The organism is Hymenobacter sp. BRD128 (assembly GCF_013256625.1).
GTDB lineage: Bacteria > Bacteroidota > Bacteroidia > Cytophagales > Hymenobacteraceae > Hymenobacter.
On the sequence record NZ_CP053908.1, the window covers coordinates 530,770 to 545,809 of the forward strand.

At 62.4% G+C, this 15,040-nt stretch carries 12 protein-coding genes; 10 read left to right on the plus strand and 2 right to left on the minus strand.

Features of this window, described 5'->3' with window-relative positions; translation table 11 throughout:
* Positions 1-41: 41 nt before the first annotated feature.
* Positions 42-803 carry a hypothetical protein gene (locus tag GKZ68_RS02475; RefSeq protein ID WP_173110408.1) on the minus strand — a complete coding sequence of 254 codons (762 nt, stop codon included), beginning with the start codon at positions 801-803 and terminating at the stop codon, positions 42-44.
* Positions 804-1,277: 474 nt separating this feature from the next.
* Here GKZ68_RS02475 and GKZ68_RS02480 point away from each other — a divergent pair, with 474 nt between their 5' ends.
* From GKZ68_RS02480 to GKZ68_RS02520, 9 genes are all read left to right on the plus strand, one after another.
* Positions 1,278-2,690 (plus strand): pectinesterase family protein, encoded by a 1,413-nt coding sequence (locus tag GKZ68_RS02480; protein WP_173110410.1) that lies wholly within the window; start codon positions 1,278-1,280, stop codon positions 2,688-2,690.
* 53 nt (positions 2,691-2,743) lie between these two features.
* Positions 2,744-3,343 carry a HupE/UreJ family protein gene (locus tag GKZ68_RS02485; protein WP_173110412.1) on the plus strand — a complete coding sequence of 200 codons (600 nt, stop codon included), beginning with the start codon at positions 2,744-2,746 and terminating at the stop codon, positions 3,341-3,343.
* Between the two features lie 134 nt (positions 3,344-3,477).
* Positions 3,478-5,841 (plus strand): M1 family metallopeptidase, encoded by a 2,364-nt coding sequence (locus GKZ68_RS02490; RefSeq protein WP_173110414.1) that lies wholly within the window; start codon positions 3,478-3,480, stop codon positions 5,839-5,841.
* Between the two features lie 143 nt (positions 5,842-5,984).
* On the plus strand, positions 5,985-6,860 hold the full coding sequence (locus tag GKZ68_RS02495) for an AraC family transcriptional regulator (protein ID WP_173110416.1): 876 nt from the start codon (positions 5,985-5,987) through the stop codon (positions 6,858-6,860).
* 90 nt (positions 6,861-6,950) lie between these two features.
* The gene (locus tag GKZ68_RS02500; RefSeq protein ID WP_254244132.1) at positions 6,951-7,361 is read left to right on the plus strand and encodes a DUF983 domain-containing protein; all 411 of its coding nucleotides are present in this window, start codon (positions 6,951-6,953) and stop codon (positions 7,359-7,361) included.
* Positions 7,362-7,599: 238 nt separating this feature from the next.
* Complete coding sequence (locus GKZ68_RS02505) at positions 7,600-8,247, plus strand: (2Fe-2S)-binding protein (protein WP_173110418.1); 648 nt, start codon at positions 7,600-7,602, stop codon at positions 8,245-8,247.
* A gap of 5 nt (positions 8,248-8,252) precedes the next feature.
* Positions 8,253-9,233: a xanthine dehydrogenase family protein subunit M gene (locus GKZ68_RS02510; protein WP_173110420.1), complete on the plus strand. Its 981-nt coding sequence runs from the start codon at positions 8,253-8,255 to the stop codon at positions 9,231-9,233.
* Positions 9,234-9,242: 9 nt separating this feature from the next.
* The gene (locus GKZ68_RS02515; protein ID WP_173110422.1) at positions 9,243-11,570 is read left to right on the plus strand and encodes a xanthine dehydrogenase family protein molybdopterin-binding subunit; all 2,328 of its coding nucleotides are present in this window, start codon (positions 9,243-9,245) and stop codon (positions 11,568-11,570) included.
* A 171-nt stretch (positions 11,571-11,741) separates the two neighbouring features.
* Positions 11,742-12,344: an NTP transferase domain-containing protein gene (locus GKZ68_RS02520; protein WP_173110424.1), complete on the plus strand. Its 603-nt coding sequence runs from the start codon at positions 11,742-11,744 to the stop codon at positions 12,342-12,344.
* A 72-nt stretch (positions 12,345-12,416) separates the two neighbouring features.
* Here GKZ68_RS02520 and GKZ68_RS02525 read toward each other — a convergent pair whose 3' ends face one another.
* Positions 12,417-13,310: an NAD(P)/FAD-dependent oxidoreductase gene (locus GKZ68_RS02525; protein ID WP_173110426.1), complete on the minus strand. Its 894-nt coding sequence runs from the start codon at positions 13,308-13,310 to the stop codon at positions 12,417-12,419.
* A gap of 301 nt (positions 13,311-13,611) precedes the next feature.
* Between GKZ68_RS02525 and GKZ68_RS02530 the strand changes: the two genes are divergently transcribed.
* Positions 13,612-15,030, plus strand: a complete 1,419-nt coding sequence (locus GKZ68_RS02530; RefSeq protein ID WP_173110428.1) for an MFS transporter — start codon at positions 13,612-13,614, stop codon at positions 15,028-15,030.
* The last annotated feature ends 10 nt before the right edge of the window (positions 15,031-15,040 follow it).

A 15,040-nucleotide genomic window follows, 5' to 3' on the forward strand; every position in this document is an offset into this window, starting at 1 on the left:
ATAGACAAGGCCCCGCTGGCAGTATGCTAGCGGGGCCTTGTCTAGTCTAGTGGTTGCAAATCCTTCTTCTTAATTCGCTGCCGAATTTTCTTTGGGAGCGGCTTGCCGGCGCGGTAAGCGTTTTCAACCTCGGTTTCGTGGGCTTCGCTGTAGGCTACCAGATTAGTGATGCCGATGGCGACTGGTGCGGCGATGAAGGCCCCGGCTATAATGGCCAGGCCGCCCCCGTTCACATTTGTGTCGTTGTTGTCGGGGCGGGCCAGCAGGCGAACCAGCGACAGCGAGCTGGCTAGGCCCAGGTAATTCCAGCGGCGGCCACCCTTGCGGCGGCGCTCAAACAGGCGGTTGATGGCCCGCAGCGTATCGGCGCGCGCGGCATTGGCCAATTGGGCAGGGGTGAGGGCCTGGGCCACGGCGGCGGGCCGAATATCGGGGGCCAACAGCGGGTCGTAGTCGGTAGCTGCCCCGCGGATGGGCGCGAAGTTTTTCCGCAGGCGTCGGAATACACTCGTGGGTAGGTGGCCGGTGGCCGCCAACTCGCGCAGCACCTGCCGCTCGCGGCCGGGCCGGAACTGGATGCGCTTGTTCAACCCAATGAGCAGAAAGGCCGAGCCGGCCACCACGCCGGGTGTCCATACGCCGGCGCTGGTGGTTTGCAGCGCCGGTAGGGTAGAAGCCAGGATGCTTGCCGTGCCAAAGCCCAGCCAGCCGGCACCGCCACCGCGCCGGCTTTTGAATAGCTTCCGGATGGCGCGGGCCGTGTCGGCACGAGTTAGGGGGCTGGGTACCACGGAAGCCGCCACTCGGGGGGCCGGGTTAGTAACCGGTAGAATTTGCGCCTGCGCAGTGTGAGTAGCCAGCAGGCCAGCCTAAAATAATAAAATAATGTAAAGTTTTGTCATAAAAGGAAGTAGGGTAGTGGGATAAGCCAGTGACACGGCCCTGCCTATGCAGTGGAAAGAACAAGCCGGTTTTAATAAAGCTGGTAGGGCCTGACATTGACTTGGCAAACATAGAGTTAAAAAGCTACTCTTTCCTCTTAATAGGTAAGTACTGGTTGCGACGCCCCGGCAGAGGAGGCTAGCCGACTGATACCGAGCCGGGTAGAGGAGCACGCTGCCAGTTGGTGCTCGGCCAGCAAGACCGGCGGAATTGAGCGGCGTTTTATTCTCATCAAACTGGCAACGATTGCATAAATAAAGGTGCATTGCCCCGCAGTAATTGCCTGCGGGTCGAAGGATATTCGGGGTATTCCCGCCCTTTCTTCCGCCTGACATATGCCTGTAACTACCCGTACGTGGTGCCTGGTGGCTGGCCTTCGGGCGAGCCTGCTGCTCTTACTGCTACTGGCGGGCAGCGCCCGGCTGCTTGCCTATAACCTGACCGTGGCTCAGGATGGCAGCGGCGATTACCGCACTGTTCAGGCGGCCGTGGCGGCCGTGCCCGATGGCCGCACCGCGGTCTTTACCATTTATATCAAGGATGGTATTTACAGCGAGAAGGTAACGGTGCCGGCCTCCAAGCCCTTTGTGCAGCTGGTGGGCCAGAGCGTGGCCAACACTATCCTCACCTGGCACGACGACAATAAGACCCCCGACGGCCGGGGCGGTACGCTGGGCACCGGCGGCTCGGGTAGTATCGTGGTGAATGCTACTGACTTCTCAGCCCTCAACCTGACGTTTGCCAATTCCTTCGGCAACGGCTCGCAGGCGGTGGCCGTGAGCTTGTACGCCGACCGAGCAGCGTTCAAAAACTGCCGCTTTATGGGCAATCAGGACACGCTGCTGACTTACGAGAGCGGCGGCGCGGTATCGCGCCACTACTTCCGCGACTGCTACATTGATGGTAACGTGGATTTTATTTTCGGCAACGCCATCGCCATTTTCGACAACTGTACCATCTACGCCAAGGCTCGGGCGAGTAATGCGACAAGCTCCTACATCACGGCGGCCAACACGCCCGCCACCCAGGCCTATGGCTACCTGTTTCGCGGTGCCACGCTGCCCGATAACGGCGCCACGCCCTACTACTTGGGCCGGCCCTGGCAAAACGCCGCCCGGTTTTCGGAAGCCGCCGGCACGCTGGCCCACAACAAAGTGGTTTTCCTCAGCGCCCGGCTGGGCCGCCAGATATTACCGGCCGGCTGGGCCCTATGGGATGCGGGCACCGACACGACAAAAATCCTGAACGCCGAGTACAATTCCCGGGACTTCGGCGGGCGACTTATCGACGTTAGCCAGCGCGTGGGCTGGTCGCGCCAGCTGGCCCCGACCGATACGGTAGCCTATACCCTAGCCACGCTGTTTGGCCCTGGCGCCAGCCGGCCGGGCGCGCCCGTGGCTGCCTGGAACCCGACAGCGCTCGGGCCCGAGTTTGGCACCTGCCAGGCGCCCGACCTGGCCGTGGCCAATCTGCAAGCTGCCGCTGGCCCTGGCCAGGTTACCCTGCGGTGGAATATCAGTTGGGCGATGGCTGGCATCACCTGCGAGGTGCAGCGCTCGCTTGATAACGTGCATTTTACGCGGGTGAGCCGCCAGAAGTCCCGCACCGATACGCAGTATAATTTCGTGGCTATCGATGCGCGACCGGTCACTGGCCCGCGCTGCTACTACCGCGTGGTGGCCACCAAAAAAAGCCTGGCCGCGCACACCACGCCCAGCGTGCTGGTTGCCCTGCCCGCCCGGCCCTAGCGGGGAGCGCCCCAGCCTGGCCTTTTACGCGGCGCGCTGTTTCTTTGCGGGCTATGTCCTTCTTCACTACCTATTTGCAGCTTGGGTTCCTGCATATTTGCAGCTGGCAGGCCACCGACCACCTCACGTTTTTGCTGGCCCTGTGCGCGCCCTACGTACTGGCCGACTGGCGCCGCGTGGTGGCACTGGTCACGAGCTTCACGGTGGGCCACTCCATCACCTTGGCCCTGGCCACGCTGGGCATTGTAGGCATAAATGCCCCCGTAATTGAGGCGCTTATTCCGGTTACTATTATCCTCACGGCCTTGGTCAATATGCGGCAGGCGGTGCCGGACCGCCGCTCGCGCCGCGACCCGCCTGTGCTCTGGACCGTGCCCAATGCCCTGGCCGCCGCGTTTGGCCTCATTCACGGCCTGGGGTTTTCCAACTACCTGCGGGCGCTGCTCGGCGCCAAAAGCCGTCCCGTAGTCGAGCTGCTCTCCTTCAACCTGGGCGTGGAGCTAGGGCAATTAGTAGTCGTGAGCGCGATTTTAGTGCTGGGCTTTGTGCTGCTGCGCCTGCTGGGCGTGGCCCGGCGCGACTGGATACTCACCGTGAGCGGGGCGGCGCTCGGGGTGGCCACGCTGCTGCTCTTGCAAATGGGTAACAAGTAATGGGTAGTAGGTAATGCAGGGCGGCATATTTTAAAGACCTTACCGATTACCCGTCACTTATTACCTGTCGGCCGCCGCAACCTGCGGCTTATCTTCGCCGCCTTTAGCAGTTGTTTCTCATTTAATCTTCGTTTATGCGCATTTCGCTACTAGCCGCCGGGCTAGGGTTGCTGCTGGCGCCGGCAATCGGCCGGGCCCAAACCACCAACTCGGGCACCGACAAGTTTGAGCAGCTCGGCACCGAGCTGCCCACCCCCAACGAGTACCGCACCGCCAGCGGCGCGCCCGGCCCCCGCTACTGGCAGCAGCGCGCCGACTATAACATTCGCGTGAGCCTCGACGATGCCAAGCAGGCCATTACGGGCTCGGAAACAATTACCTACACCAACCTCTCGCCCGATGCGCTGCCCTACCTGTGGGTGCAGCTCGACCAGAATATCCTGGCCAAAAACTCCATTACCGCCGCCACCAACGTGGGGCAGGTGAGCAACGGCCGCCTCTCGTTTCAGGAGCTCGACAACCAGATGGCGACGGCCGAGTTTGACGGCGGCTACAAAATCGCGGCCGTGACCGACGCCGGCGGCAAAGCCTTGAAATACACCATCAACCACACCATGATGCGCATCGACTTGCCCACCGCGCTGCGGCCGGGCCAGAAGGTGAGCTTTGGTGTGAAGTGGAGCTACAACATCAGCGACCAGCTGAAAATCAACGAGCGCAGCGGCTACGAGTACTTTCCGGAGGACAAAAACTACCTCTACGAAATCGCGCAGTTTTACCCGCGCATGGCCGTCTACTCCGACGCCACGGGCTGGCAGAACAAGCAGTTTTTGGGCAACGGCGAGTTTACGCTGCCTTTCGGCGACTACCGCGTGAGCATCACCGCGCCCGCCGACCACGTGGTGGGCGCCACCGGCACGCTCCAGAATCCCGACCAGGTGCTCACCAGCGCCCAGCGCCAGCGGCTAGCCTCGGCCAAGAACGCTAAGAAGCCGGTGCTCATCGTGACGCAGGCCGAAGCCACCCAGGCCGAAGGCAAGCGGGCTAGCGGCACCAAAACCTGGACCTTCGCCGCCAAAAACGTGCGCGACTTTGCCTGGGCCAGCTCGCGCAAGTTCATCTGGGATGCCATGGGCATTTCGCAGAATGGCGTGCCGGTGCTCTGCATGAGCTACTATCCTAAGGAGGGCAACCCGCTGTGGGGCCAGTACTCGACCGAGGTAGTGGCGCACACCATCAAGACGTATTCGAAGTTCACCATCCCGTACGCCTACCCGGTGGCCATTTCGGTGCACGGGCCGGTGGGCGGCATGGAGTACCCGATGATTTGCTTTAACGGCGGCCGGCCCGAGAAGGACGGCACCTACTCGGCTGACCGCAAATACGGGATGATTTCGGTAATTATCCACGAGGTGGGCCACAACTTCTTCCCGATGATTGTGAACTCCGACGAGCGCCAGTGGACCTGGATGGACGAGGGCCTCAACACTTTCTGCCAGTACCTCACCGAGCAGGAGTGGGAGCGCAACTACCCCAGCCGACGCGGCGAACCCCGCAACATCGTGGACTACATGCGCACCGACAAGAGCCTGCAAACCCCAATTATGACCAACTCGGAGTCGGTATTGCAGTTTGGCAACAACGCCTACGGCAAGCCCGCCACGGCCCTCAACATCCTGCGCGAAACGGTGATGGGCCGCGAGCTATTTGACTACGCTTTCAAAACCTACGCCACGCGCTGGGCCTACAAGCACCCGCAACCGGCCGACTTTTTCCGCACCATGGAAGACGCCTCGGCGGTGGACCTCGACTGGTTCTGGCGCGGCTGGTTCTACGGCACCGACCGCTGCGACATCTCGCTGGAAGGCGTGAAGTACTTCCGCCCCAGCTCCAAGAACCCCAGCGTGGAAAGCAAGCGCATGATTACCGAGCGCCAGGCCCAGCTGCCCAGCCTCTCGGCCCAGCGTAACGCTACCGACCTCAAAACCACGGCCGTAGAAGACAAGCCCGAGCTCAAGGACTTCTACAATAGCTACGACCCGCTGGCGGTGACCGACGCCGACCAGCAGCGTTACAACCAGTATATCAGCACCCTGAGCCCCACCCAGCAGCAGCGCCTCAACGGCAACCTGAACCTCTACGAGCTGAGTTTGCGCAACGTGGGCGGCCTCGTGATGCCGGTGGTGCTGCAAATGACCTACGACGACGGCACCCAGGAAACCCAGACCATTCCGGCCGAAATCTGGCGTAAGAATAACGAGCAGGTAACCAAGCTCATCATCTCGCCCAAGAATGTAGTGTCGTTCGTTATCGACCCGCTACAGCAAACGGCTGATACCGACCTGAGCAACAACGCCTACCCGCGCCAGCCCTCGGCCTCGCGCTTCGACCTGTTCCAGGCTAGCCAGGTGGGTAACAACGCCCCCCAGGCCAACCCCATGCGCGCCGCGAAGGAGCCCCAGATTGAAAAGCGCGAAAACAAGCCCAACCCGCAGTAGGGGCAGGGGGTAGCCCATTGGACAAAAAAGCGCCTACCGGTACCGGTAGGCGCTTTTTTGTTGAAGCCAGTAGTGCAGTTGGCAGGCAACCAAAGCATTTTGCCGGATGCTTTATTTAGCCCGCCCGCGTTTCTTGCGCCCCGATGAAGCCCGCCACCCTGCCCATCTTGCCGCTAGCCGCCTTCCCGGCGCCCGAGGCTACTGAGCCCGCTGCGCGCCGGCCCTACTACGTGCAGCGCCTCCAAACCCACGCGGCCCGGTTTCCGGGCGTGAGCGCGCCGCACGCGCACGATTTTTATCTGCTGCTGTATATCACGCAGGGCGGCGGCACGCACACCATTGATTTGCAAGCGTATGAGCTGCGGCCGGGCGCGCTGTTTTTTCTGGCGCCGGGGCAGGTGCACGGCTGGGCGCTGAGCCCCGACGCGGCGGGCTACATCGTGTTTTTTGAGGCCGAGTTTTACCAGCGGCGCTACCCGGCGGGCCGGCTGCAAGGCTACCCGTTTTTCGACCCTGGCCACTTGCCGGTGCGGTACCTGGCGCCGGCCGAAACACCCATTGCGCCGCTGCTGGGCCAGCTCTGGGCCGAGGCTAGCCCGCCCGCCGTGCCCGGCGATGAGGTGGTAGCCGCCTATCTGTTTCTGGTGTTGGAGCTGGCGGCCCGGCACTACCCGGCGGCACCCGCGCCGGCTGCCGCGCTGGGCCGCCAGCAGGTGAGCGAGTTTAGCCGGCTGCTCAACCAGCATTTCCGGCACGAGAAAACCGTGGCCTTTTACGCCGATAAATTACACGTTACGCCTAACCACCTCACGGCAATTTGCCAGCGGGTGGTGGGGCACCCGGCCCGCGACCTCATCCTGGCCCGCGTGATGGCCGAGGCCCAGCGCCAGTTGCGCCACTCGGCCGACTCGGTGGCCCAGCTGGCCCAGGCCCTGGGCTACGACGATGCCTCGTATTTCAGCCGGCCCTTCAAAAAGCACGTAGGCATAACCCCCGAGGCCTTTCGGCGGCAGCGTTGATTTGTGCGGTTTTTGCCCGTGCGCGGCTCTGTTGGTGGGCTAGTGGGGCCGGTACCTTTGCCGGGTCATTCAGCGTTTCGCTACTGTCTTATGTCTATCGCCGCCGCTCCCATCGAATCGTCTACGCTCGCGCTGCTGGCTTTGCGCTGCCCGCGCTGCCACCAGGGCAAGCTGTTTACCAACTCCGCGCTCAGCCTCACCAAGTTTACCGACATGCCGGCCGAGTGCCCCGTGTGCGGGCAAGCGTTTGAGCCCGAGCCGGGCTTTTACTTCGGGGCCATGTACATCAGCTTTGGCTTTGCGGTGGGCACGTTTGCCGTGGTAGGCATCCTGCTCTACTACTTGGCCGGCGACCCGCCGACGTGGGTGTACGTGGTGGCCGTGGCCATTATCACGCTCATTTCGACGCCGCTGGTGTTTCGCTACTCGCGGGCGCTGATGCTGTACCTGTTTGGGGGCACGCGCTACGACCCCAAATGGACCGCGCGCCACGCGCACTAGCCTGCGCTGCGGCCATATGGAAAATGAACGCCTGCTAGTTGTAGCAGGCGTTTTTATGCTCGGCCCCAGTCTTCTTTTTAGTTGCTACACCCTTAGCCGCTTAGCCGGCGCTATTACGGAGCTTAGCGCCCTGGCCTGCCCACCGCGTAAAATGACCAGTGCTGAATGGGTAACGAACAGGTAAACAGCCACTGGACTTTCTGCGTACTACCTAACAGCCTCACCACGCGCTGCCCGTATGTACCCTGACGACCACACGCCCGACGCGGCCAACCCGACGCCGCAAGGCCCCTCGCGCCGCTCTTTTCTAAAGCAAACCGGCGGCCTGCTGGGCGTAGCCCTGGCCCCGCCCATCGCCAGCCAGGCCGAAGCCCTGGCCGATAAGCTGGCCCCGGCTAGCCCTGTTCTTTCGGGCGCCACGCCCATGAGCCTCAACATTAATGGCCAGGTGAAAAGCCTGCGCTTGGAGCCGCGTACCACCTTGCTCGACGCCCTGCGCGAGTACCTGGACCTGACGGGCACCAAAAAAGGCTGCGACCACGGCCAGTGCGGCGCCTGCACGGTGCACATCGATGGTCGCCGCGTCAATAGCTGCCTGACCCTGGCCGTGATGGCCCAGGGTAAGCAAATCACCACCATCGAAGGCTTGGCGAAAGGCGAGGAGCTGCATCCCATGCAGGAGGCTTTTCTCAAGCACGACGGCTTCCAATGCGGCTACTGCACGCCGGGCCAAATCATGAGCGGCGTAGCCTGCGTGAAGGAAGGCCACGCCACCACCGACGACCAGGCCCGCGAGTGGATGAGCGGCAACATCTGCCGCTGCGGCGCTTACCCCAATATTCTGGCTGCCGTGCGCGACGTGGCCGGGCAATCTGCTAAAGGCTAATTCTGATGGACAATTTTGCCTACACCCAGGCCGCTTCTACCAAGGAAGCCACTACGACCAAGGAAACTGATAAACAAGCCGCCTTCATCGGCGGCGGCACCACGCTGCTCGACATCATGAAGTCGAATATCGAGCACCACACCCTGCTGATTGACATCAACAAGCTCGCGCTGCTGGGCATCGACAATGCGGCTACCGGCCTGCGCATCGGGGCCCTGGAGCGCATGAGCGACGTGGGCGAGCACCCGCAGGTGGTGCAGAACTACCCCGTTATCTCGCAGGCGCTGCTAGCCTCGGCCTCGCCGCAGCTGCGCAACATGGCCAGCATGGGCGGCAACCTCCTGCAGAAAACCCGCTGCGGCTACTATCGCGACGTGGCTTTTCCGTGCAATAAGCGCGTGCCCGGCTCGGGCTGCCCCGCCCAAACCGGCGACAACCGCACCCTGGCTATCTTGGGCGGCTCGCCGAGCTGCATTGCCACCCATCCCTCCGACCTGGCCGTAGCCCTGGTGGCCCTGGAAGCCAAGCTGACGCTGGAAAGCCCGAAAGGCACCACCCGCACCGTGCCGCTGGCCGATTTTTACAAGCTGCCCGGCTCGACGCCGCACATCGAAAACCACCTCGCGCCCGGCGAACTGATTACGGCCATTACGGTGCCGGCCGCCGCGCACGCCCGCAAGTCGCACTATCTTAAGGTGCGCGACCGCGCCAGCTACGCCTATGCGCTGACTTCGGCCGCCGTGGGGCTCGATGTGCAGGGGGGTATTATTCGCTCGGCTCGGGTGGCGCTGGGCGGCGTGGGCACCGTGCCCTGGCGCGTGCCCGCCGTGGAAAAAGCCCTCGTGGGCAAAGCGCCGACGGAGGAAAACTTCCGCGCCGCCGCCGCGCTGGTCGTGCGCGATGCTGCCCCGCGCGAGCACAATAAGTTTAAAGTGGAGCTAGCCCAGCGCACGTTGGTGCGGGCATTGTTAGAGGTCGTTGCTTAAGCATTCGTTATGGATTCCGAACCCCAATTTTCTGACCAGCCGGGTGGCTTTGTCGGCCAGCCGCTCATCCGCGTCGAGGGGCGCGAAAAGGTGATGGGCAAGGCCAAATACTCGGCCGAGTTTCCGCTGCCCGGTCTCACCTACGGCGTGCTGGCTACCAGCCCTATTGCGAAGGGTAAGATTCAGCGCATCGACACCTCGGCCGCCGCGCGCGAGCCGGGCGTTATCGCCGTGCTCACCCACCAAAACCTGCCCAAGCTAGCCAAAACGCCCAATGACCCGCAGGGTAAGAAGGATATTGGGGCTCCGATGGGCTTTCTGCCCCTCACCGGCGATGAGATTTTTTACGCCGCCCAGCCCGTGGCGCTGGTGGTGGCCGACACCCTGGAGCACGCTACCCACGCCGCCACGCTGGTGAAGGTAGCCTACCAAAAGAGCGACCCTATCGCCAACTACAAGCAGCCGAAAGCGGAGTTGTTTGACCCGCAGAAGGTGCAGGATGGTAAGGCGGACGCCCACACCAAGCGCGGCGATGCCAAGACGGCTTTTGCCGGCGCGCCCATTCAGCTTACGGCCACCTACAGCCACCCGGTGTACAACCACAACCCGATGGAGCCGGGCTCGACCACGGCCTTTTGGGAAGCGCCCGACCGCCTCACGGTGTACGAATCGACGCAGGGCGTGACGCGCACGCAGTCGGCCCTCTCGGCCATGACCGGCCTGCCCCGCGAGCAGGTGCGCGTCATTACCAAGTACCTAGGCGGCGGCTTTGGCTGCAAGGGCTCGTGCTGGCCGCACACCGTGCTCACGGTGCAGGCCGCCAAGGCCGTGAACCGCCCGGTGAAGCTGATGCTAACCCGCGAGCAGATGTTTACGAGCATGGGCCACCGCGAAGACCAGGAGCAGACCGTGCAGCTGGGCGCCACGGCCGATGGCAAACTGACCGCGCTCGTGCACACCAAGAAGTCCACGACTTCGCCCTGGGACAACTACGCCGAGGCTAATTCCAAGATTGTGGACCTGCTCTACGCCAGCCCCACGTTTGACGCGAGCTACGAGCTGGCGCGGGCCAACGTGATGACGTCCACCTTTATGCGGGCGCCGGGCGAGGCGCCGGGCTCGTTTGCCATTGAGTGCTCAATGGATGACCTGGCCTATAAAATAGGCGTGGACCCTATCGAGATTCGCCTGCGCAACTACGCCGACCACGACTACAGCACCGGCCAGCAGTGGAGTAGCAAAAGCCTGAAGCAGTGCTACGCCCGCGGCGCCGAGCTCTTTGGCTGGAGCCAGCGCAACCCCAAAGCCGGCGCCACCCGCGACGGCCGCTATCTCGTGGGCATGGGCATGGCCTCGGCTAGCTATCCGGTGCACAACTCGCAGGGCACGGCCCGCGCCCGCCTCTACGCCGATGGCCACGCCGTAGTGCAGAGCGGTGCCACCGACCTCGGCACCGGCACCTACACCGTCATGACGCAGGTAGCCGCCGACTCGCTGGGCCTGCCCATCGAAAAAGTGCGCTTCGAGCTGGGCGATACGCAGCTGCCCACGGCCCCCAACTCGGGCGGCTCCACGGCGGCGGGCACGGTATCGTCGAGTATTTTTCTGGCCTGCCAGGATGTGTGGCAGAAGCTCATTAAGGCGGCAGTAATCGATAAGAAATCGCCGCTTTACAAAGCCAAGCCAGAAGACGTAACCGTTGAGAAAGGCCGGCTTTTCCTCAGGAAAGACCCTAAAAAAGGAGAGATGTTTGGCGACCTGATGAAGCGCGGCGAGCTCACCGACATCGAAGGCATGGCCCAGGGCAAATACGGCTCGGGCTACGAAGACGCCAGCTCGGCCAAAAACGCCGACCCGGCCCACAAAGACGAAGCCGGCCACCACTCCATGCACTCGTTTGGCGCGCACTTTTGCGAGGTGCGGGTCGATATGGACCTGGGTACCATCCGGGTAAGCAAGTGGGTGAGCGTGATTGGGGCGGGCCGCATTCTGAACGCCCAAACGGCCCGCTCGCAGATTATCGGTGGGGCCATCTTCGGCATCGGCTCGGCGCTGATGGAAGAAACTGTGCGCGACCCCAACTTCTCGCGCTACACCAACGCCGACCTGGCTAGCTACCACGTGCCAGTCAACGCTGACATCCCGAACATGACCGTCGAATTTGTGGAGGAACACGACCCCTACATCAATGCGATGGGGGTGAAAGGCATCGGCGAAATCGCGATGGTGGGCGTGGCCGCTGCCGTGGCCAATGCCGTGTACCACGCCACTGGCAAGCGCCTGCGCGACCTGCCCCTCACGCCCGATAAGGTGCTGCTGGCCGGGCTAGCCAGCTAAAATCATTGCCGCCTAAACCTAAGCGCGCCCTGCTGAGCCTACCGAAGCATTTCTGCCGCACCGCCAGGGTCACTAACCCAACGAGGCGGTAGGGGCGCTTCGGCAAGCTCAGCGGGACGTTCTTTTGTGTTCTGTACCAAATAAACAGTTCAACAAACGCACTTTCGTTAGATGCACAACGACCCCATTGCTACCGTGGGCCTGCTGCTGCTGGCGGCCGGCTCGTCGTCGCGGCTGGCCCGCCCCAAGCAACTGCTTCCGTATAAAGGCCAAACCCTGCTGCGCCACGCCGCCGAGGTGGCCGCCGCTAGCCCCTGCCGCCCGCTGGTGCTCGTGACCGGCGCCCTCCACGACGAGCTGCTGCCCGAAATCGAGGGCTTGCCCTTCCACGTGGTCCGCAACGACAATTGGCCCGATGGCATGGGCGGCAGCATCGCCGCCGGCCTGGCTGAGCTGGAAACGGCCGCCGAGGCCGCCAAAGTCGATGCCGTTATCGTCATCCTCTGCGACCAGCCGCTGCTGCATGAAGAAGTTATCGGCCAGCTCATCGTGCAGTTTCAGTCTACCGGGCAGCCGGTAGTGGCCTCGGCCTACGCCGGCACGCAGGGGGTGCCCGCGCTATTCAGCCGCGCCATTTTTCCGCAGCTGCTAGCCTTGCGCGGGGCGAGCGGCGCCCGCGAGTTATTGCAGCAGTATGCGCACCTGCCTACCGTAGCCTTCCCCGGCGGCGCCACCGATGTCGATACCGAGGCGCAGTATGCCGCGCTAGGGTAGGGGTACCGGATTTGTGAAAACCCCGGCAACTGATAACTCTTTTAATGCCCTTAGCCACCGGGGTTTATTCTGTTAGCTTCCCATAATAAGCTCCCGGCTCAGGCTGGCACCCGCCAGATTGCCGGCCGCAATGGCCAGGGCCAACTGCGGCGGGGCCACACTACAGTCGCCAGCGGCATATACGCCCGGCACCGTGGTGCGGTAGCTAGCATCGGTGCGAATGAGCACCTGCTCGGTGATTTCGCAGCCTAGCTGCTGGGGCAGTTCGCTAGCTTGGTGCCACGGCAGGCGGGCGTAGAGCACGGGCAGCGGCCGGGTGCGGCCATCGGCCAGGCGCAAGCCCGTGAGCTGCCCATCGGTGTGCAATACCCCGGTCACGGGCGTTTCTATCAGCTCGATGGCGTGGGCTTGCAGCAGCTCATGCACTTCGGGCCTAAACGTGGCCGGGCCGTTGGTGAATATGGTGAGCTGGCGCGACCAGTTCAGCAGCAGCTTCACTTGGTGGCCTACCTCGTCGCCATTATTCCAGATGCCGGTGGGCTGGTCGGCCACCTCGTAGCCGTGGCAAAACGGGCAGTGAATAACCGATTTGCCCCAGCATTCGGCAAAGCCCGGCACGGGCGGTAGCTCGTCGCGCAGGCCCGTGGCGAGCAGCAGCCGGCTAGCCACGAAGGTGCCGTGCGCCCCAGTGCCCACCTCAAACGAGCCATCGGGAAGCTTGGTAGCGGTGGTGGCCTGGGCTTCGAGTAGCTGCACGGTGGGATAAGCGGCTACCTGCTGGCGGGCGCGGGCCGCTAGGTCAGCGGGGGCGTCGCCGTCGTGCAGCAGCAGGTTGTGGGCGTGGGGCGTGAAGCGGTTGCGCGGGCGGCTGGCATCTAGCACCAGCACCGAGCGGCGGGCGCGGCCCAGGGCCAGCGCCGCGCTGAGGCCGGCGTAGCTGCCGCCAATAATAAGTACATCTAGCATAAGTAGGAGCGGGGCCGGCTAGTGTGCCGGTTTCACTTCTCAAAGATAAACCAAGTTTTACTATTTGAAACAACGTTGCATTAATGCTGATGCGTATGGAAGGCAATTGTTGTGCATCGGCATCAGGCGGGTCTGGCAGTGTTGAGACACAAGGATGCGTTTCTACAGCCACCTATCTACTCGTCGAGCATAGAAAATGGGCGCCACTTTGGGGCAAAGCGGACGATTGCTTGTGAGTGAGAAGCTGGCCGGCTAGCTTGCTGGCCGCTACCTTCGGGCATCCTTTCTTCACGACTTCTCTATGCAGCCTACTGCTACCGCCGCCCCCGGCACCGTCGAAAAAGACAACAAGCGCATCACTACCGGCTGGACGTTCTACGACTGGGCCAACTCGGTATACCCGCTCGTGATTACCAGCTCGATTTTTCCGATTTACTGGTCGAGTGTTATTAAGCAGATTACCCACACCGACAATGGCCAGAGCCCGGTGAACTTCCTGGGGATGCAGGTGCCGGGCTCGTCGTTGCTCAACTACGCCATTTCGGTCTCGTTTCTGCTCATTGCTATCGTCAGTCCGTTTCTGACGTCGCTGGCCGATTTTTCGGGCCGAAAAAAGCTGTTCTTGCAGGTATTCTGCTACATCGGGGCGGCGGCGTGCGCGGGGCTGTATTTCTTCGGGCCAGCTACGCTCACGCTGTCCACGTTCATTTTTGTGGCGGCCACGGTGGGCTTTTCGGGCAGCATCGTTTTCTACAATTCCTACTTGCCCGAAATCAGCTCCGAGGAGAAATTCGATTCGTTGTCGGCCAAGGGGTTTTCGATGGGCTACGTGGGCTCAGTAATTTTGCTGGTTATCTGCTTGGTCATTAATCAGTTTCACGATAAAATTGGTATCGGCGGCGCGCGCGCGGCGCAGCTTTCCTTTCTGCTGACGGGCCTGTGGTGGGCCGGTTTTGCCCAGATTCCCTTTGCCACGCTGCCGCCCGACCTGGGCCGCCCCGCCGATGCGCCGGCGGCCGAGGGCGGCTGGCTGCTCAATGGCTTCCGCGAGCTAGGCAAGGTGTGGGACCAGCTCAAGCAATTGCCCAATGTCAAGAAGTTTTTGCTAGCCTATTTCACCTACAACATGGGCGTGCAAACGGTGATGTACGTGGCCACGCTCTTCGGCACCGACGAGCTGCACCTCGACTCGGGCGCGCTCATCCTCACCATTTTGCTGCTGCAAGTGGTGGCCATTGCGGGTGCCTATTTGTTTGCCAAGCTCAGCGAGCGCATCGGCAACACCCGCGCCCTGAGCTGGTCGGTGTTTATTTGGATGCTGATTTGCATCGCGGGCTACTTCGTGCAGGCTGGCTGGAGCTTCTACGCGCTGGCCTCCGTTATCGGCCTCACGATGGGCGCCATTCAAAGCTTGAGCCGCTCGACTTACTCCAAGATTATTCCCGAAAATACGCCTAACTCGGCCGCCTTTTTCAGCTTCTTCGACGTAACTGAAAAGCTCAGCATCGTAATTGGGACGGCCACGTTTGGCATCATTAACCAGGTAACCGGCTCGATGCGCAACAGCATCCTGGCGCTCATTGTGTTCTTCATCCTGGGCTTGATTTTCCTGTTGCAGCTGCGCGGCAAGAAGTTGCGCGAGGATGTGCCGGGTGCCAGCCACCTACCCCCGCCGCCCGCTTCAGCGCCGGCCGAAATGGGCCGCCCGCAAACCGTTTAGCGCCGCCTCG